Source organism: Pseudomonas sp. PB101 (genome assembly GCF_009764265.1).
GTDB lineage: Bacteria > Pseudomonadota > Gammaproteobacteria > Pseudomonadales > Pseudomonadaceae > Aquipseudomonas.
Map to the genome: position 1 here is coordinate 62,483 of NZ_RWIR01000016.1, position 16,773 is coordinate 79,255.

At 61.6% G+C, this 16,773-nt stretch carries 21 protein-coding genes; 16 read left to right on the forward strand and 5 right to left on the reverse strand.

Features of this window, described 5'->3' with window-relative positions; translation table 11 throughout:
- Window positions 1–66: 66 nt before the first annotated feature.
- Genes EI969_RS04490 through pilG form a run of 3 tightly spaced genes read right to left on the reverse strand, consistent with a single transcriptional unit; the run spans window position 67 to window position 1,444 of the window.
- Complete coding sequence (locus EI969_RS04490; protein ID WP_160386113.1) at window positions 67–606, reverse strand: chemotaxis protein CheW; 540 nt, start codon at window positions 604–606, stop codon at window positions 67–69.
- Between the two features lie 10 nt (window positions 607–616).
- Window positions 617–982 (reverse strand): twitching motility response regulator PilH, encoded by a 366-nt coding sequence (pilH, locus tag EI969_RS04495; RefSeq protein ID WP_160386114.1) that lies wholly within the window; start codon window positions 980–982, stop codon window positions 617–619.
- Window positions 983–1,039: 57 nt separating this feature from the next.
- Window positions 1,040–1,444 carry a twitching motility response regulator PilG gene (pilG, locus tag EI969_RS04500; RefSeq protein WP_007987791.1) on the reverse strand — a complete coding sequence of 135 codons (405 nt, stop codon included), beginning with the start codon at window positions 1,442–1,444 and terminating at the stop codon, window positions 1,040–1,042.
- Between the two features lie 356 nt (window positions 1,445–1,800).
- On the opposite strand from pilG, the gene gshB reads away from it, so the two are divergent.
- From gshB to EI969_RS04535, 7 genes are all read left to right on the forward strand, one after another.
- Window positions 1,801–2,754, forward strand: coding sequence for a glutathione synthase (gshB, locus tag EI969_RS04505; RefSeq protein ID WP_007995429.1), 954 nt, complete (start codon window positions 1,801–1,803; stop codon window positions 2,752–2,754).
- A gap of 64 nt (window positions 2,755–2,818) precedes the next feature.
- The gene (locus tag EI969_RS04510) at window positions 2,819–3,718 is read left to right on the forward strand and encodes an energy transducer TonB (protein WP_160386115.1); all 900 of its coding nucleotides are present in this window, start codon (window positions 2,819–2,821) and stop codon (window positions 3,716–3,718) included.
- A 192-nt stretch (window positions 3,719–3,910) separates the two neighbouring features.
- Window positions 3,911–4,483 carry a YqgE/AlgH family protein gene (locus EI969_RS04515; protein WP_160386116.1) on the forward strand — a complete coding sequence of 191 codons (573 nt, stop codon included), beginning with the start codon at window positions 3,911–3,913 and terminating at the stop codon, window positions 4,481–4,483.
- Complete coding sequence (gene ruvX / locus EI969_RS04520) at window positions 4,483–4,920, forward strand: Holliday junction resolvase RuvX (RefSeq protein WP_150718517.1); 438 nt, start codon at window positions 4,483–4,485, stop codon at window positions 4,918–4,920. The genes EI969_RS04515 and ruvX overlap by 1 nt, the downstream gene beginning before the upstream one ends.
- Window positions 4,921–4,998: 78 nt before the next feature.
- Window positions 4,999–5,502 carry a bifunctional pyr operon transcriptional regulator/uracil phosphoribosyltransferase PyrR gene (gene pyrR / locus EI969_RS04525; RefSeq protein WP_103395763.1) on the forward strand — a complete coding sequence of 168 codons (504 nt, stop codon included), beginning with the start codon at window positions 4,999–5,001 and terminating at the stop codon, window positions 5,500–5,502.
- A 27-nt stretch (window positions 5,503–5,529) separates the two neighbouring features.
- Complete coding sequence (locus EI969_RS04530) at window positions 5,530–6,534, forward strand: aspartate carbamoyltransferase catalytic subunit (RefSeq protein WP_103395764.1); 1,005 nt, start codon at window positions 5,530–5,532, stop codon at window positions 6,532–6,534.
- Window positions 6,531–7,802, forward strand: coding sequence for a dihydroorotase (locus EI969_RS04535; protein WP_160386117.1), 1,272 nt, complete (start codon window positions 6,531–6,533; stop codon window positions 7,800–7,802). The genes EI969_RS04530 and EI969_RS04535 overlap by 4 nt, the downstream gene beginning before the upstream one ends.
- 85 nt (window positions 7,803–7,887) lie before the next feature.
- Here the strand turns inward: EI969_RS04535 and EI969_RS04540 are convergent, their stop codons facing one another.
- Complete coding sequence (locus EI969_RS04540) at window positions 7,888–8,316, reverse strand: NINE protein (RefSeq protein WP_160386118.1); 429 nt, start codon at window positions 8,314–8,316, stop codon at window positions 7,888–7,890.
- A gap of 251 nt (window positions 8,317–8,567) precedes the next feature.
- On the opposite strand from EI969_RS04540, the gene EI969_RS04545 reads away from it, so the two are divergent.
- Entirely contained in the window at window positions 8,568–9,188 is a 621-nt protein-coding gene (locus EI969_RS04545; RefSeq protein ID WP_160386119.1) for a C40 family peptidase, read from the forward strand.
- A 143-nt stretch (window positions 9,189–9,331) separates the two neighbouring features.
- Here EI969_RS04545 and EI969_RS04550 read toward each other — a convergent pair whose 3' ends face one another.
- Window positions 9,332–10,366: a type IV pilus twitching motility protein PilT gene (locus EI969_RS04550; protein WP_160386120.1), complete on the reverse strand. Its 1,035-nt coding sequence runs from the start codon at window positions 10,364–10,366 to the stop codon at window positions 9,332–9,334.
- A 56-nt stretch (window positions 10,367–10,422) separates the two neighbouring features.
- Here EI969_RS04550 and EI969_RS04555 point away from each other — a divergent pair, with 56 nt between their 5' ends.
- The 8 genes from EI969_RS04555 (at window position 10,423) to hemW (ending at window position 16,771) form a co-directional block, all read left to right on the forward strand.
- Window positions 10,423–11,109, forward strand: coding sequence for a YggS family pyridoxal phosphate-dependent enzyme (locus tag EI969_RS04555; RefSeq protein WP_160386121.1), 687 nt, complete (start codon window positions 10,423–10,425; stop codon window positions 11,107–11,109).
- Window positions 11,110–11,129: 20 nt separating this feature from the next.
- Window positions 11,130–11,948: a pyrroline-5-carboxylate reductase gene (gene proC, locus EI969_RS04560; RefSeq protein WP_150718510.1), complete on the forward strand. Its 819-nt coding sequence runs from the start codon at window positions 11,130–11,132 to the stop codon at window positions 11,946–11,948.
- Between the two features lie 10 nt (window positions 11,949–11,958).
- Window positions 11,959–12,549: a YggT family protein gene (locus EI969_RS04565; protein ID WP_160386122.1), complete on the forward strand. Its 591-nt coding sequence runs from the start codon at window positions 11,959–11,961 to the stop codon at window positions 12,547–12,549.
- A gap of 198 nt (window positions 12,550–12,747) precedes the next feature.
- Window positions 12,748–13,887, forward strand: coding sequence for a homoserine O-acetyltransferase (locus EI969_RS04570; protein ID WP_160386123.1), 1,140 nt, complete (start codon window positions 12,748–12,750; stop codon window positions 13,885–13,887).
- 7 nt (window positions 13,888–13,894) lie between these two features.
- Window positions 13,895–14,515, forward strand: a complete 621-nt coding sequence (gene metW / locus EI969_RS04575) for a methionine biosynthesis protein MetW (RefSeq protein WP_160386124.1) — start codon at window positions 13,895–13,897, stop codon at window positions 14,513–14,515.
- A 26-nt stretch (window positions 14,516–14,541) separates the two neighbouring features.
- Window positions 14,542–14,976, forward strand: a complete 435-nt coding sequence (locus tag EI969_RS04580; protein WP_160386125.1) for a DUF4426 domain-containing protein — start codon at window positions 14,542–14,544, stop codon at window positions 14,974–14,976.
- Window positions 14,973–15,569: an RdgB/HAM1 family non-canonical purine NTP pyrophosphatase gene (rdgB, locus tag EI969_RS04585; protein WP_160386126.1), complete on the forward strand. Its 597-nt coding sequence runs from the start codon at window positions 14,973–14,975 to the stop codon at window positions 15,567–15,569. The genes EI969_RS04580 and rdgB overlap by 4 nt, the downstream gene beginning before the upstream one ends.
- Window positions 15,566–16,771: a radical SAM family heme chaperone HemW gene (gene hemW / locus EI969_RS04590; RefSeq protein WP_256678225.1), complete on the forward strand. Its 1,206-nt coding sequence runs from the start codon at window positions 15,566–15,568 to the stop codon at window positions 16,769–16,771. Before rdgB ends, hemW begins: the two co-directional genes overlap by 4 nt.
- Window positions 16,772–16,773 lie beyond the last annotated feature (2 nt).

Below are 16,773 nucleotides of genomic sequence, written 5' to 3' on the forward strand. Positions count from 1 at the left end.
CTTATTTTGGCAGTCAGACCGCCTTCGCGAGCCAGCTCGCTCCCACAAGGTTCTGTGTTGTTCCGGTTACACCGCGACGCTCATGAACCCCTGGGACTGCGTCAACGCAAACGGGCTGAACACCTGCCAACACTGCCCGCGCTGAAAGCGGCCTTTGACAAACGTCGCCATCGTTCCCTTCAACTCATCTGCCGGCATCGGCTCCAGGCTGTCCTGGGCAAAGTGCTGGAGGCCGAAGACTTCATCGACCAGCAACCCGGCAAACACCTCGCCATGCTCGACCACCAACACCCGACGCTGCCTGCGCACCGCCGACAGTTCGTGCCCGAAGAAGCCGCTCAAATCCATGACCGGCAGCAATCGCCCGCGCAGGTTGGCGACACCCTTGACCCAGGGTTTGACCCCGGGCAGCTGAGTCAGGCGTGGCTCGTGCAAGACTTCGCTGACTTCACTCATGGGCGCAACGTACCAGTGCTCGCCCAGGCGAAAACCGATGCCGCTCCAGTTGTCCCGACGGGTCGGCTGGGACGGCAAGTCCGCCGCCAGCAATCGACAGCGTCGATCGATTTGCAGCAGCAGCTCGAAGGCCGTCAGCGACTCGTTCATGGCCTGCCGATCAACCGGCCAGCACGCTGTTCAGCGTCTTGATCAGGGTGTCTTCGTCGACCGGTTTGGTCAGGTAGTCCTTGGCGCCCTGGCGCGTGCCCCAGACCTTGTCGGTATCCTGGTCCTTGGTGGTGATGATGATCACCGGGATGTGTCCGGTTTCCGGGTCCTTGGTCAACTGGCGGGTTGCCTGGAAGCCGTTGAGGCCGGGCATGACGATGTCCATCAGGACCGCGTCGGGCTTTTCCTGGCGGGCCAGGGCCACGCCGTCGGCGCCGTTTTCGGCTTTCAACACTTCATGCCCGTGCTTTTCCAGCATGCCGGTCAGTTTGTACATTTCGGTCGGCGAATCATCGACGATCAGAATACGAGCCATGGTCTTCCCCATTCTTGTCGGCGCCGGGCCCGATGGCCGAGCGTCACTGTGCGTGTCCTACTGCGGCAAAACGGCGGCGAAACCAGGAACATGGGCCTGGATCGCATCAAGCAATTCTTCCTTGCTGAAAGGCTTGGTCAAAAACTGGTCGGAGCCGACGATGCGCCCCTTGGCCTTGTCGAACAGGCCGTCCTTGGATGACAGCATAATCACTGGCGTGGACTTGAACGCGCTGTTGTTCTTGATCAGGGCGCAGGTCTGGTAGCCATCCAGGCGCGGCATCATGATGTCGACAAAGATGATGCCGGGGTGGTTGTCGGCGATCTTGGCCAGGGCATCGAAGCCGTCGATGGCCGTGATGACCTCACAACCCACATTCTTGAGCAGCGTTTCGGCGGTGCGACGAATCGTCTTCGAATCGTCGATCACCATGACCTTCAAGGCGCTGGGGTGCTGTTCCATAAAATGCTCTACCGTCGCCTTTGCGAAACAATTTGTCCGTTTGCCGGTTAACGCGGCTCGAAACCCTTGATACTCAAGGGCCAGCACGACATGGCAGCCTTTTTAGCACAGTCTCCAGAACCAATCTATCGGCTGACCCGCAAGGTGGTTTTTCCTTGACCGGGAACACACTCAGCGCCACTCTGACGCCACTTTTATATGGCATCGCTTCTTTTAATTGTAGGAGCGAGCACGCTCGCGATGGACGTCAACGATGACGCGGGAAACCTGACACCCCCGCGGTGTCCTTGAGGTCATCGCGAGCAGGCTCGCTCCTACAGATCGACACATGCCCCCAAAATTTCGAGGAAAACCCAATGAGCGTTCGCGTCGGGATTGTCATGGACCCTATCGCCAGCATTTCCTATAAAAAGGATAGCTCGCTGGCCATGCTGCTGGCCGCGCAGAAGCGTGGCTGGGAGCTGTTCTATATGGAGCAGCGCGACCTGTATCAGGGTGAAGGTCAGGCCAGGGCGCGGATGCGTCCGCTGCAGGTGTTCGCCAACCCGGAAAAATGGTTCGAGCTGGGCGCCGAAAGCGATGCGTTGTTGAGCGATCTGGACGTGATCCTGATGCGCAAGGATCCGCCGTTCGACATGGAGTTCGTCTACTCCACCTACTTGCTGGAACAGGCCGAGCGCGCCGGCGTGCTGGTGGTCAACAAGCCGCAGAGCCTGCGCGACTGCAACGAGAAGCTGTTCGCCACGCTGTTCCCGCAGTGCACCCCGCCGACCGTGGTCAGCCGCCGGGCCGACGTGCTGCGCGAATTTGCCGCCAAACACGGTGATGTGATCCTCAAGCCGCTGGACGGCATGGGCGGCACTTCGATTTTCCGCCACCGCGCGGGCGATCCGAACCTGTCGGTGATCCTCGAAACCCTGACCGCCCTCGGCGCACAGCAGATCATGGGCCAGGCCTACCTGCCGGCCATCAAGGACGGCGACAAACGCATCCTGATGATCGACGGCGAGCCGGTGGATTATTGCCTGGCACGGATTCCGGCCCAGGGCGAAACCCGTGGCAACCTGGCCGCCGGCGGCCGTGGCGAAGCCCGCCCGCTGACCGACAAGGATCGCTGGATCGCCGCACAAGTCGGCCCGACCCTGCGTGAAAAAGGCTTGCTGTTCGTTGGCCTGGACGTGATCGGCGAGCACCTGACCGAAATCAACGTCACCAGCCCGACCTGCATTCGCGAGATTGATAATGCATTTGGCACCGATATTGGCGGCATGCTGATGGATGCCATCGATCAGAAGCTCAAGGCACGTTGATTAGCCAAACCAACATTGCGTTATCATGCGCGGCCTGTGAAAACGCGATGTTGGTTTCCTTGTCATGACCCTCCCGTCCGATCTGCCTGCCGAACTCGCCCATCGTGGCGTGCGCCCGGCCGATCGCCTTGGTTTTACCCTGTTCCTGGCAGCGCTGATCCACCTGGCCTTGCTGTTGGGCATCGGCTTTGCCGTGGTCGAACCCAAGCAGATCAGCAAAACCCTGGAAATCACCCTCGCCACCTTCAAAAGCGAAAAAAAGCCCGAGAAGGCCGATTTCCTGGCCCAGGAACATCAGCAAGGCAGCGGCACCCTGGATAAAAAGGCGATCCCCAAGACCACCGAGGTCGCACCATTCCAGGACAACAAGGTACAGAAAGTCACGCCACCACCGGCCGCCAAGCCTGAAGTGCAGGAGGCTCCGCCGAAGGCTGCCGTGACCACCGTGGCGCCGAAGCCGAAAAAAGCCCCCGCCAAGACCGAGGAACCCAAGACCGAGGTCAAACCCCAGGTCCAGGCGCCAACGTTCGACAGCGAACGACTGTCCAGCGACATCGCCAGCCTCGAAGCGGAACTGGCCGCCGAACAGCAGCTGTACGCCAAGCGCCCGCGCATTCACCGCTTGAGCGCGGCCTCGACCATGCGCGACAAGGGCGCCTGGTACAAGGACGAATGGCGCAAGAAGGTTGAGCGCATCGGCAACCTCAACTACCCCGACGAAGCACGGCGCAAACAGATCTACGGCAACTTGCGCCTGATGGTGTCGATCAACCGCGACGGTTCGCTGTACGAGGTGTTGGTGCTGGAGTCTTCCGGCCAGCCGCTGCTCGACCAGGCGGCGCAGCGGATCGTGCGGCTGGCGGCGCCGTTTGCACCCTTTACCGGTGATCTGTCGGATGTAGACCGGCTGGAGATCATCCGCACCTGGAAATTCGCCCGCGGCGACCGACTCTCCAGCAATTGACCACCCCCGAAACCCTGTGGGAGCGAGCTTGCTCGCGATGACAACTTCACATCCAACAAAGATGTCGACTGCCAGGCCGCCATCGCGAGCAAGCTCGCTCCCACAGGAATCCAAGTCGTCAGAGGGGATTTGAGGCATTTCCCATGCATCCCCAGCTTGTCAGTTCGCCCCTCGAACGCCACACTAGCGCACATGAAAAACGTCAGCCCCAGCTACCTCAAGCATCAATTCCTGATCGCCATGCCGCACATGGCCGACCCGAACTTTGCGCACACCTTGACCTACATCGTCGAGCACACGGCCAATGGGGCCATGGGGCTGGTGGTCAACCGTCCGCAAGAGCTGAGCCTGGCCGATATCCTCGAGCAATTACGCCCGGATATCGAACCGCCAGCGCTCTGCCAGCATGTGCCGATCTTTGTCGGCGGCCCGGTACAGACCGATCGCGGCTTCGTCCTTCACCCCAAGGGGCTGACGTTCCAGGCAACCGTTGATCTGGAAGACGAGTTAGCCCTGTCGACCACCCAGGACATCCTGTTCGCCATCGCTGACGGCGTCGGCCCGGCAAAAAGCCTGATCGCCCTCGGCTATGCCGGTTGGGAAGCCGGTCAACTGGAGGCCGAACTGGCGCAGAACGCCTGGCTGAACTGCCCGTTCGACGCCGATATCCTGTTCAACACCAGCAGCGAACTGCGCCTGGAAGCGGCGGCCAAACACCTGGGCGTCAACCTCAGCCTGCTGACCAGCCAGGCGGGGCACGCCTGATGGCCCTGCGGCTGATTCTCGGATTCGACTACGGCACCAAACAGATCGGCGTTGCGGTCGGCCAGGTGGTGACCGGCCAGGCCCGCGAGCTGTGCACGCTCAAAGCGCAGAACGGCATCCCTGACTGGAACCAGCTCGAAGCCCTCATCAAGGAATGGAAGCCCGATGCCGTGGTGGTCGGCCTGCCGTTGAACATGGACGGTACACCCAGTGACATGTGCGCCCGCGCGGAAAAGTTCGCCCGGCGCCTGAACGGCCGCTTCAACCTGCCCTTCTATACCCACGATGAACGCCTGACCACCTACGAGGCCAAGGGCGAACGCCTGGCGCGTGGCGGGCAGAAAGGCAGTTACCGCGACAACCCGGTCGATGCCATCGCCGCCGCCCTGCTGCTGCAAGGCTGGCTCGACGAAAACACCGCACTGTTTGAATCCTGAAGAGCCGCCGCGCGTCTCACTTAGCTACAACCCGAGCCACACCCGCACAAGCCGGCTCGGGCCCAAGAAGGAGCAACCATGAGCCTGCCCAATCCCGCCGAACTGATCAGCCAGATGGCCACGCGCCTGAAGGCCCACCTGGAACACCGTGGCATCAGCGATCCGCGCTTCATCGGCATCCGTACCGGCGGCGTCTGGGTGGCCCAGGCCCTGCTCAAGGAACTGGGCAGCGATGAGCCACTCGGCACCCTGGACGTGTCCTTCTACCGTGACGATTTCAGCCAGAACGGCCTGCACCCACAGGTTCGCCCTTCGGCGCTGCCGTTCGAGATCGAAGGCCAGCACCTGGTGCTGATCGACGACGTGCTGATGAGCGGGCGGACCATCCGCGCCGCCATGAACGAACTGTTCGACTACGGCCGCCCGGCCAGCGTGACGCTGGTGTGCATGCTGGACCTGGACGCCGGCGAACTGCCGATCCGCCCGAACGTGGTTGGCGCCACCCTGTCGCTGGCCGCCCACGAACGGGTGAAACTGTCCGGCCCGGAGCTCGCGCTCGAACTGCAAGACCTCGCCCTTTAATTCGCCCTATTGAGAGTCCCCCTCGCGATGACGCCTCTAGAAACCAAGCGCCCGCTGCAGCTCAATGATCAGGGCCAGCTGCGCCACTTCCTCTCGCTCGACGGTTTGCGCCGCGAGTTGCTGACGGAAATCCTCGACACCGCCGACTCCTTCCTCGAAGTCGGCGCCCGGGCCGTGAAGAAAGTCCCGTTGCTGCGCGGCAAGACCGTGTGCAACGTGTTCTTCGAGAACTCGACCCGCACCCGCACCACCTTCGAACTGGCGGCCCAGCGGCTCTCGGCGGACGTAATCACCCTCAACGTGTCGACATCTTCGGCGAGCAAGGGGGAAACCCTGCTCGACACCCTGCGCAACCTCGAAGCCATGGCCGCCGACATGTTCGTCGTGCGCCACGGTGATTCCGGCGCCGCGCACTTCATCGCCGAGCATGTTTGCCCGCAAGTGGCGATCATCAACGGCGGCGACGGCCGTCACGCGCACCCGACCCAGGGCATGCTCGACATGCTGACCATCCGCCGGCACAAGGGCAGTTTCGAAAACCTTTCGGTGGCCATCGTCGGCGACATCCTGCACTCGCGGGTCGCGCGCTCGAACATGCTGGCCCTGAAAACCCTCGGCTGCCCGGACATTCGCGTGATCGCGCCGAAAACCCTGCTGCCGATCGGCATCGAGCAATACGGCGTGAAGGTCTACACCGACATGACCGAAGGCCTGAAAGACGTGGACGTGGTGATCATGTTGCGTCTGCAGCGTGAACGCATGACCGGCGGCCTGTTGCCGAGCGAAGGCGAGTTCTACCGCCTGTTCGGCCTGACCACCGCACGCCTGGCCGGCGCCAAGCCCGACGCCATCGTGATGCACCCGGGGCCGATCAACCGTGGTGTGGAAATCGAGTCGGCAGTGGCTGACGGCCCGCACTCGGTGATCCTCAACCAGGTGACCTACGGGATCGCCATTCGTATGGCCGTGCTGTCCATGGCCATGAGCGGGCAAACAGCCCAGCGCCAATTCGAGCAGGAGAACGCCCAGTGAAGCTCAGCATTCTCGGTGCCCGCGTGATCGATCCAGCCAGTGGCCTGGATCAAGTAACCGACATCCACATTGAAGCCTGCAAAGTCGTCGCCCTTGGCGCTGCGCCAGCCGGTTTTGTCGCCGTCGACACGATCGATGCCAAAGGACTGGTTGCCGCTCCCGGCCTGGTCGATCTCAACGTCGCCCTGCGCGAACCGGGTTACAGCCGCAAAGGCTCGATCGTCAGCGAAACCCGCGCCGCGGCGGCTGGCGGCGTGACCAGCCTGTGCTGCCCGCCAAAAACCAAACCGGTGCTGGACACTTCGGCGGTGGCCGAGCTGATCCTCGACCGCGCCCGCGAGGCCGGCAACACCAAGGTCTTCCCGATTGGTGCCCTGAGCAAAGGCCTGGACGGTGAACAGCTGGCAGAGCTGGTGGCACTGCGCGACGCCGGTTGCGTGGCCTTCGGCAATGGCCTGGAGAGTTTCCGCAACACCCGCACCCTGTGCCGGGCACTGGACTACGCAGCGACCTTCGACCTGACGGTGATTTTCAACTCACAGGATCACGACCTGGCCGAGGGTGGCCTGGCCCACGAAGGTCCGACCGCCAGCTTCCTTGGCCTGCCGGGCATTCCGGAAAGCGCCGAGACCGTCGCCCTGGCCCGGGATCTGCTGCTGGTTGAGCAGACCGGCGTGCGCGCACACTTCAGCCAGCTCACCAGCGCACGCGGTGTGGAGCTGATCGCCCAGGCCCAGGCCCGAGGCCTGAAGGTGACCGCGGATGTCGCCCTGTACCAGTTGATCCTGACCGACGAAGCCCTGATCGGCTTCAGCAGCCTGTATCACGTCCAGCCGCCGCTACGCACCCACGCCGACCGCGAGGGCCTGCGCGCTGCGGTGAAATCCGGCGTTATCTCGGCTATTTCCAGCCACCACCAACCCCATGAGCGTGACGCCAAGCTGGCACCGTTCGGGGCGACCGAACCGGGCATCAGCAGCGTTGAACTGTTGCTGCCACTGGCGATGACCCTGGTCGAAGACGGTTTGCTGGACCTGCCGACACTGCTCGAACGCCTGAGCACCGGCCCTGCCGAGGCCTTGCGGCTGCCGGCAGGCAAACTGGCGGTCGGTGGCGCGGCGGATATCGTGCTGTTCGACCCTACGGCGTCCACCGTCGCGGGCGAAAGCTGGCTGTCCAAGGGTGAGAACTGCCCGTTCATTGGCCACAGCCTGCCGGGTGTGGTGCGTTACACCCTGGTGGATGGGCGGATCAGCCACCAGGCGTAAAACCGCGTCGCTCCAATCGCGGGCAAGCCCGCTCCCACAGGATTGAGATGATCCCTGTGGGAGCGCGCTTGCCCGCGATGGCGTCTTAGAAGGCGCCTCTGTTCTGAGCATTACGCACCGAAACCTGGTCATTCAACGTCCAGAAGTCATACAGCACCCCCAGAAAGAACAACCCGCCGGTCAACAGGTACAGCAACCCGCTGATCCATTTCCCCTGATACATCCGGTGCACGCCGAACACCCCGAGAAACGTCAGCAGAATCCACGCCACGTTGTATTCGACAGGTCCCGCGGTAAAGCGCAGGTCAGCCTCGCGATCCATTGCCGGGATCAGGAAAAGGTCGATCAGCCAGCCAATTCCCAGCAAACCAAAGGTGAAGAACCAGATCGTCCCGGTCACCGGCTTGCCGTAATAGAAGCGGTGAGCGCCGGTAAACCCGAAAATCCACAGCAAATAACCAATCACTTTGCTGTGGGTGTCTTGCTGCGGAACAGTCTGTTGATAGGGGTTCATGAATGACCTCGATTCGCGCGATAGATAAATATTCTTCATTTCTTTGTGACTTTTTTACAGGCACCCGACGTATGGCAAGTGCTACCTTCGCACCTGTCAAAGCCTTGTAACACCGGACTTCTGTCCGACAATTGCGCCATTTTGCCGCTTTTTTGCCACCATTGCCCCCCGGATTGAATCGACCAACGGCCTCGGAAGCGACAAAAAAGCTGTTATAAAGTTGCGCGCTAACCTATTAAGAGCCTTGCCTAATGCGTTCATTTTTCAAGACATGGCTAACCATTTGCCTTTTGATGCCACTGGCCGCCCACGCCACCAATCGTGAGCAACGTCTTCCAAACGTTAATGGTTACACCCCGAAATCCCATGCCTCTGCTCCGTCAAGCAAAGACAAGAAATCCGCTAAACACGCTCCAAGCCTGGCCAGCAATAAAAGCGGCCTGGTACCACCGATGGGCACCAAGGAAAGCAGCGACGTGCTGAGCCGCGCCGTGAACGTCCTTGGCACTCCCTATCGCTGGGGCGGCAGCAGCCCGAGCAAAGGCTTCGATTGCAGCGGCCTGGTGAAATACGCGTTCAACGACGCCACGTTCGACCTGCCACGCACCTCCAACGCCATGGCCAGCGGTCATGGGGAGAAAGTCGATCGCAACGACCTGAAGCCGGGCGACCTGATTTTCTTCAACATCAAGAGCCGTCGGGTCAATCATGTTGCCATTTACCTGGGCAACGACCGCTTCATCCACGCACCACGCCGTGGCAAGTCGGTGAGCATAGACACCTTGAAGAAACCGTACTGGGAAAACCACTACGTGGTTGCCAAGCGGGTTCTGCCGAAAGAGCCGAACCAGTTGCGTGTGGTTCAGCGCTGACTTGAACTACCGGGGTCAGCCTCGGGAATTGCTTTGAATATGATGGCCTCATCGCGGGCAAGCCCGCTCCCACATGGACTGCATCGATCCTGTGGGAGCGGGCTTGCTCCGGGCGGCGATCCGACGATGGCGTTTCTGGATCCTCAGAAGTTATCCGGCGAACGCGCTTTCTCCCGCGCATGATCCCGACTGATCACCCCCCTGGCCAACAGCTCCTTCAAGCTCATGTCCAGCGTCTGCATCCCCAACGCCCCTCCCGACTGAATCGCCGAATACATCTGCGCCACCTTGTCCTCGCGGATCAGATTACGGATCGCCGACGTTCCCAACATGATCTCGTGGGCTGCGATGCGCCCACCACCGACCTTCTTCACCAGCGTCTGGGACACCACCGCCAGCAGCGACTCGGAGAGCATCGAGCGCACCATTGACTTCTCGTCCCCCGGAAACACGTCCACTACCCGGTCGATGGTCTTCGCCGCCGACGTGGTGTGTAGCGTGCCGAACACCAGATGGCCGGTTTCGGCGGCGGTCAACGCCAGGCGAATGGTCTCCAGGTCGCGCATTTCCCCTACCAGGATCACGTCCGGGTCTTCGCGCAGTGCCGAACGCAAGGCGGTGGCGAAGCTACGCGTATCGCGGTGGACTTCACGCTGGTTGATCAGGCACTTGCGCGGCTCGTGGACGAACTCGATCGGGTCCTCGATGGTGAGGATGTGGTGATGGCGATGGGTATTGAGATAATCGATCATCGCCGCCAGCGTGGTGGATTTGCCGGAACCGGTCGGCCCGGTCACCAACACCAGGCCACGGGGAGCGTCGGTCATTTTGCGAAACACTTCGCCCATGCCCAGTTCCTCCATGCTCTGCACTTTTGCCGGGATGGTGCGAAATACGGCGCCCGCGCCACGGTTCTGGTTGAACACATTGACCCGAAAGCGCGCCACGCCGGGCACTTCAAAGGAAAAGTCGATTTCCAGGTGCTTCTCGAAGTCCGCACGCTGAGCGTCATTCATGATCGCGTGAACCAGCGCCTGCACCTGCTGGTGGTCCAGGGCCGGCAGGTTGATGCGCCGCACATCGCCATCCACCCGAATCATCGGTGGCAGGCCGGCAGACAAATGCAAGTCGGACGCCCCCTGTTTGGCGCTGAACGCCAGCAGTTCAGTGATATCCATTGCGCCTCTCAATTCCAGTAGAATGCCGCGAACCTTCAGACCGCTGGCGCCTCTTGATGTCCACCATAGCAGACAACATTCTTCAGGTTAGTTCGCGCATAAACGCCGCAACACTCGCCGCCAACCGCGCCGAGAACAGTGTCCATCTGCTGGCCGTGAGCAAGACCAAACCCGCACAGGACCTGCGTGAAGCCTACGCCGCCGGCCTGCGCGACTTTGGCGAGAACTACCTGCAGGAAGCGCTGGGCAAGCAGCTGGAACTGACCGACCTGCCCTTGATCTGGCACTTCATCGGCCCCATTCAATCGAACAAGACGCGTGCTATCGCCGAACACTTCGACTGGGTGCACTCCGTGGATCGTCTGAAAATCGCACAACGCCTGTCCGAACAACGTCCCGCCGATCTGCCGCCCCTGAACATCTGCATTCAGGTCAACGTCAGCGGTGAAGCGAGCAAATCCGGCTGTACCCCAGCCGATCTGCCGGCCCTGGCCAATGCCATCTGCGCACTGCCGCGCCTGAAATTGCGTGGATTGATGGCGATTCCCGAGCCGACCGAAGATCGCACTGCCCAGGATGCCGCTTTTGCTGCCGTGCAAACCCTGCAGGCCAGCCTGAATCTGCCACTCGACACACTTTCCATGGGCATGAGCCACGACCTTGAGTCGGCCATTGCCCAAGGTGCCACCTGGGTCCGTATCGGTACGGCCCTGTTTGGCGCTCGCGACTACGGTCAACCGTGACCTCTTTATAAGGACCTGACATGAGCAAGACGCGTATTGCCTTTATCGGTGCCGGCAACATGGCCGCCAGCCTGATCGGCGGCCTGCGGGCCAAGGGTCTGGAAGCCACACAGATCCGCGCCAGCGACCCGGGCGAAGAAACCCGCGCCCGCGTGAGCGCTGAACACGGCATCGAAACCTTCGCCGACAACGCCCAGGCCATCGATGGCGCCGACGTCGTCGTCCTCGCGGTCAAGCCGCAGGCGATGAAAGCCGTGTGCGAAGCCATCCGCCCAAGCCTCAAACCCCATCAGCTGGTGGTGTCGATTGCCGCGGGCATCACCTGCGCCAGCATGAACAACTGGCTCGGCGCCCAGCCGATCGTGCGCTGCATGCCCAACACCCCGGCGCTGTTGCGTCAGGGCGTGAGCGGCCTGTTCGCCACCGCCGAAGTGACTGCCGAACAGCGTCAGCAAGCCCAGGAGCTGCTGTCCGCGGTCGGCATCGCCCTTTGGCTGAATGAAGAGCAGCAATTGGATGCCGTTACCGCCGTTTCCGGCTCGGGCCCGGCGTATTTTTTCCTTCTGATCGAGGCCATGACCGCCGCCGGCGTGAAACTCGGCCTGCCGGCGGACATCGCCGCGCAACTGACGCTGCAAACCGCTCTGGGCGCGGCGCACATGGCGGTTTCCAGCGACGTCGACGCTGCGGAACTGCGCCGCCGTGTCACCTCGCCCGCGGGCACCACGGAAGCTGCAATCAAGTCGTTCCAGGCCAATGGCTTCGAAGCCATGGTCGAAAAAGCACTCGGCGCTGCCGCGCATCGCTCGGCCGAGATGGCCGAACAATTGGGTCAATAAGGAGCTTTTCATGATTGGATTGAACACCGCAGCAGTCTACGTGCTGCAAACCCTCGGCAGCCTGTACCTGCTGATCGTGCTGATGCGCTTCGTGCTGCAACTGGTGCGGGCGAACTTCTATAACCCGCTCTGCCAGTTCATCGTCAAGGCCACCCAACCGCTGCTCAAGCCACTGCGCCGAATCATCCCGAGCGTGTTCGGCCTGGACATGTCCTCGCTGGTGCTGGCGATCCTGGTACAACTGGCGTTGATGGCCCTGACCCTGCTGCTGACCTACGGCACCACCGGCAACCCGTTGCAACTGCTGATCTGGTCGATCATCGGCGTGACCGCGCTGTTCCTGAACATTTTCTTCTTTGCCCTGATCATCAGCGTGATCCTGTCCTGGGTCGCCCCGGGCAGCCATAACCCGGGCGCCGAGCTGGTGAACGACGTCTGCGAACCGGCCCTGGCGCCGTTCCGCAAGTTCCTGCCGAACCTGGGCGGGCTGGATCTGTCACCGATCTTTGCGTTCCTGACGATCAAACTGATCGACATGCTGGTGATCAACAACCTCGCCGCCATGACCATGATGCCGGAAATCCTCCGCGTACTGATCTGACCCGTTCGGCCGGCTGACCGCGTTATCGTGCATCGCGGGCAAGCCACGCTCCCACATTGAATACGTACCCCTGTGGGAGCGTGGCTTGCCCGCGATGGCCGCACCTCGGTCTCACGGGAAAAATCAGGCCCGGCCTTTGCTTGCCGCTAACCCCGGCGGTCTTTAGACTTACGCCTCATTTCAATGAGAGCAGGGTCGATGCCAGCTGCCTTTCCCCCCGATTCTGTTGGTCTGGTGACGCCGCAAGTGGCGCACTTCAGCGAGCCGCTGGCCTTGGCCTGCGGTCGTTCGCTCCCGGCCTATGACCTGATTTACGAAACCTACGGCACGCTGAACGCCTCGGCGAGCAACGCCGTGCTGATCTGTCACGCCCTGTCCGGACACCACCATGCTGCCGGCTATCACAGCACCGACGACCGCAAACCCGGTTGGTGGGACAGCTGCATCGGTCCCGGCAAGCCGATCGACACCAGCAAGTTCTTCGTGGTCAGCCTGAACAACCTCGGCGGCTGCAACGGCTCCACCGGCCCGAGCAGCATCAACCCGGAGACCGGCAAGCCGTTCGGCGCCGACTTCCCGGTGTTGACCGTCGAGGATTGGGTGCACAGCCAGGCGCGTCTGGCCGATCGTCTCGGCATCGCCCAATTCGCGGCCGTGATCGGCGGCAGCCTGGGCGGCATGCAGGCGATGCAATGGAGCATCACCTACCCCGACCGCATCCGCCACTGCGTAGCCATTGCCTCGGCGCCCAAGCTGTCGGCACAGAACATCGCGTTCAACGAAGTGGCACGCCAGGCGATCCTCACCGACCCGGAATTCCACGGCGGTTCGTTCCAGGAACACAGCGTGATCCCCAAGCGCGGCCTGATGCTGGCGCGGATGGTCGGGCACATCACCTACCTGTCCGACGACTCCATGGGTGAAAAATTCGGCCGCGGGCTCAAGAGCGAGAAGCTCAACTACGACTTCCACAGCGTCGAGTTCCAGGTTGAAAGCTACCTGCGCTATCAGGGCGAAGAGTTCTCCGGACGCTTCGACGCCAATACGTATCTTTTGATGACCAAGGCGCTCGATTACTTCGATCCAGCGGCGAACTTCGACGATAACCTGGCGAAAACCCTCGAAGGTGCCAACGCCAGGTTCTGCGTGATGTCGTTCACCACCGACTGGCGCTTCTCCCCTGCCCGCTCGCGGGAACTGGTGGACGCACTGATGGCTGCGCGCAAGGACGTCTGCTACCTCGAGATCGACGCCCCGCAAGGCCACGACGCCTTCCTGATTCCGATCCCGCGCTATCTGCAGGCATTCGGCAATTACATGAACCGCATTACGTTGTGAGAAAGCCATGAGAGCTGATCTGGAAATCATCCAGGAATGGATCCCCGCCGGCAGCCGAGTGCTCGACCTCGGGTGCGGCGATGGCGAACTGCTGACCTGGCTGCGCGATAACAAGCAAGTCACCGGTTATGGCCTGGAAAACGACGCGGACAACATCGCCGAATGCGTGGCCAAGGGCATCAACGTCATCGAACAGGACCTGGACAAGGGCCTGGGCAACTTTGCCAGCAACAGTTTCGATGTCGTGGTCATGACCCAGGCGCTGCAAGCGGTGCACTACCCGGACAGGATCCTCGAGGAAATGCTGCGCGTCGGCCGCCAGTGCATCATCACTTTCCCGAATTTCGGCCACTGGCGCTGCCGCTGGTACCTGGCGAGCAAGGGCCGTATGCCGGTTTCCGAGTTCCTGCCGTACACCTGGTACAACACGCCGAACATTCACTTCTGCACCTTCGCGGACTTTGAAGCCTTGTGTCGCGAACGTGAAGCGAAGGTCATTGATCGGCTTGCCGTGGATCAACAGCATCGGCACGGGTGGGCCAGTAAGCTATGGCCTAATCTGTTAGGTGAGATCGGCATCTACCGGGTCACCAGCCCGGGACTTACCGACCACAAGGTCGCAGTCTGATCCACCCTATTTCAAGGAGAACGATCATGGGTCGTCTAGCGTTGCTTTTACTCACTGCCTGCCTGAGCGTCACCGCCATGGCTGCCGACGCCATCAAGGGCGAACGCAAGGAAACCTTCGGTGACGTGACGGTGCACTACAACACCTTCAACTCCACCTACCTGCTGCCGGACGTGGCCAAGGCCGCCCAACTGACGCGCAGCAAGGACCAGGGCGTAATCAATATTTCGGTGATCAAGGCCGGCACGCCGGTGACGGCCGAGGTCACCGGCACGATCAAGGACCTGACCAGCCAAAGCTATACATTGAATTTCAAACAAGTCACCGAGCAGGGAGCGATCTACTACATCGCCCAATACCCGGTACCTCAGCAGGAAGTCCGCACCTTCGACATCAAGGTGCAGAACGGTGACAAGATCAACACCATCAATTTCAACCAAGAGCTTTTCCCCGGCGAATGATGAACTTCACCCAACTCGTACTGGCCAGCCATAACGCCGGCAAACTCAAGGAACTCCAGGCCATGCTCGGCGAATCGGTGCAACTGCGCTCGATCGGCGAGTTCAGCAGCGTCGAGCCTGAAGAGACCGGTCTGTCGTTCGTCGAAAATGCCATCCTCAAGGCCCGTAATGCCGCGCGCATTTCCGGCCTGCCGGCACTGGCCGACGATTCCGGGCTGGCGGTGGACTTCCTTGGCGGCGCACCAGGTATCTACTCGGCGCGTTATGCCGATGGCAAGGGCGATGCGGCGAACAACGCCAAGCTGCTCGACGTGTTGAAAGACGTGCCCGAAGCCGAACGCGGTGCGCAGTTCGTCTGCGTGCTGGCGTTGGTGCGCCACGCCGATGATCCGCTGCCGATCCTCTGCGAAGGCCTGTGGCACGGGCGCATCCTGACCCAGGCCAGCGGTTTACACGGCTTTGGCTACGACCCGCTGTTCTGGGTGCCGGAACGCGATTGCTCCAGCGCCGAACTGAGCCCTGGCGACAAGAACCAGATCAGCCACCGCGCCCGTGCAATGGATCTGCTGCGCCAGCGCCTGGGCTTGAAATGACCCGTGAACCATCCGCGTCGCCGCTGATCTTCGGCGGCGACGCTCAATCGCCTCGGGCGGCCCTGCCTGTGCTGCCGCCGCTGGCGCTGTATATCCACATCCCGTGGTGCGTGCGCAAATGCCCTTATTGCGACTTCAACTCCCACACCGCCAGCCCCGTGCTGCCGGAGGAAGAGTATGTCGACGCCTTGCTCGCCGATCTCGACCAGGATCTGCACGCCGTTCATGGTCGTGAGCTGAGCTCGATTTTCTTTGGTGGCGGCACGCCGAGCCTGTTCAGCGCCGATTCGCTGGGGCGCTTGCTCAAAGGCGTCGAACAACGCATCCCGTTTGCCAGCGACATCGAAATCACGCTGGAAGCCAATCCGGGGACGTTCGAGCAAGACAAGTTTGTCGCGTACCGGAAACTGGGGATCAATCGCCTGTCGATCGGCATCCAGAGTTTCCAGCAAGAACAGCTCGAGGCCCTGGGGCGGATTCACAACGGCGACGAAGCCGTACGCGCCGCCGGCATGGCGCGGCAGGCCGGGTTCGATAACTTCAACCTGGACTTGATGCACGGCTTGCCGAATCAGTCCCTGGACGATGCCTTGGCGGACCTGCGCACAGCCATTGCCCTGAAACCGACACACCTGTCCTGGTATCAACTGACCCTGGAACCGAACACCGTGTTCTGGAACCAGCCGCCGACGCTGCCGGAAGACGACACGCTGTGGGACATTCAGGAAGCCGGTCAGGCGCTGCTGGCCGAACACGGTTACGCACAATACGAAGTCTCGGCCTATGCCCTGCCCGGTCGCCCGGCGCGCCACAACCTCAATTACTGGAGCTTTGGCGACTTCATTGGCATCGGCGCCGGCGCCCATGGCAAGCTCAGCCATCCCGACGGGCGCATCATCCGCACCTGGAAAACCCGCCTGCCGAAGGATTACCTGAATCCGGCGAAGAGCTTCCAGGCTGGCGAGAAAGCGCTGGCCAACGATGAGATGCCGTTCGAATTCCTGATGAACGCGCTGCGCCTGACGGAAGGCGTCGAATCGCGGCTGTACCCGGAGCGTACGGGCATGACCCTGGAAAGCCTTGCTGAAGGCCGCCGTGAAGCCGAACAAAGCGGCCTGTTACAGGTCGAACCGTCACGTCTGGTAGCCACCGAGCGCGGACAACTGTTCCTCAACGACTTGCTGCAGAAATTTCTGACATAAGG

What these genes read in the sequence shown, in the direction of transcription:
- EI969_RS04490 (WP_160386113.1), bottom strand. Translation starts at nt 606, where the DNA reads ATGAACGAGTCGCTGACGGCCTTCGAGCTGCTGCTGCAAATCGATCGA.
- pilH (WP_160386114.1), bottom strand. Translation starts at nt 982, where the DNA reads ATGGCTCGTATTCTGATCGTCGATGATTCGCCGACCGAAATGTACAAA.
- pilG (WP_007987791.1), bottom strand. Translation starts at nt 1,444, where the DNA reads ATGGAACAGCACCCCAGCGCCTTGAAGGTCATGGTGATCGACGATTCG.
- gshB (WP_007995429.1), top strand. Translation starts at nt 1,801, where the DNA reads ATGAGCGTTCGCGTCGGGATTGTCATGGACCCTATCGCCAGCATTTCC.
- EI969_RS04510 (WP_160386115.1), top strand. Translation starts at nt 2,819, where the DNA reads ATGACCCTCCCGTCCGATCTGCCTGCCGAACTCGCCCATCGTGGCGTG.
- EI969_RS04515 (WP_160386116.1), top strand. Translation starts at nt 3,911, where the DNA reads ATGAAAAACGTCAGCCCCAGCTACCTCAAGCATCAATTCCTGATCGCC.
- ruvX (WP_150718517.1), top strand. Translation starts at nt 4,483, where the DNA reads ATGGCCCTGCGGCTGATTCTCGGATTCGACTACGGCACCAAACAGATC.
- pyrR (WP_103395763.1), top strand. Translation starts at nt 4,999, where the DNA reads ATGAGCCTGCCCAATCCCGCCGAACTGATCAGCCAGATGGCCACGCGC.
- EI969_RS04530 (WP_103395764.1), top strand. Translation starts at nt 5,530, where the DNA reads ATGACGCCTCTAGAAACCAAGCGCCCGCTGCAGCTCAATGATCAGGGC.
- EI969_RS04540 (WP_160386118.1), bottom strand. Translation starts at nt 8,316, where the DNA reads ATGAACCCCTATCAACAGACTGTTCCGCAGCAAGACACCCACAGCAAA.
- EI969_RS04545 (WP_160386119.1), top strand. Translation starts at nt 8,568, where the DNA reads ATGCGTTCATTTTTCAAGACATGGCTAACCATTTGCCTTTTGATGCCA.
- EI969_RS04550 (WP_160386120.1), bottom strand. Translation starts at nt 10,366, where the DNA reads ATGGATATCACTGAACTGCTGGCGTTCAGCGCCAAACAGGGGGCGTCC.
- EI969_RS04555 (WP_160386121.1), top strand. Translation starts at nt 10,423, where the DNA reads ATGTCCACCATAGCAGACAACATTCTTCAGGTTAGTTCGCGCATAAAC.
- proC (WP_150718510.1), top strand. Translation starts at nt 11,130, where the DNA reads ATGAGCAAGACGCGTATTGCCTTTATCGGTGCCGGCAACATGGCCGCC.
- EI969_RS04565 (WP_160386122.1), top strand. Translation starts at nt 11,959, where the DNA reads ATGATTGGATTGAACACCGCAGCAGTCTACGTGCTGCAAACCCTCGGC.
- EI969_RS04570 (WP_160386123.1), top strand. Translation starts at nt 12,748, where the DNA reads ATGCCAGCTGCCTTTCCCCCCGATTCTGTTGGTCTGGTGACGCCGCAA.
- metW (WP_160386124.1), top strand. Translation starts at nt 13,895, where the DNA reads ATGAGAGCTGATCTGGAAATCATCCAGGAATGGATCCCCGCCGGCAGC.
- EI969_RS04580 (WP_160386125.1), top strand. Translation starts at nt 14,542, where the DNA reads ATGGGTCGTCTAGCGTTGCTTTTACTCACTGCCTGCCTGAGCGTCACC.
- rdgB (WP_160386126.1), top strand. Translation starts at nt 14,973, where the DNA reads ATGATGAACTTCACCCAACTCGTACTGGCCAGCCATAACGCCGGCAAA.
- hemW (WP_256678225.1), top strand. Translation starts at nt 15,566, where the DNA reads ATGACCCGTGAACCATCCGCGTCGCCGCTGATCTTCGGCGGCGACGCT.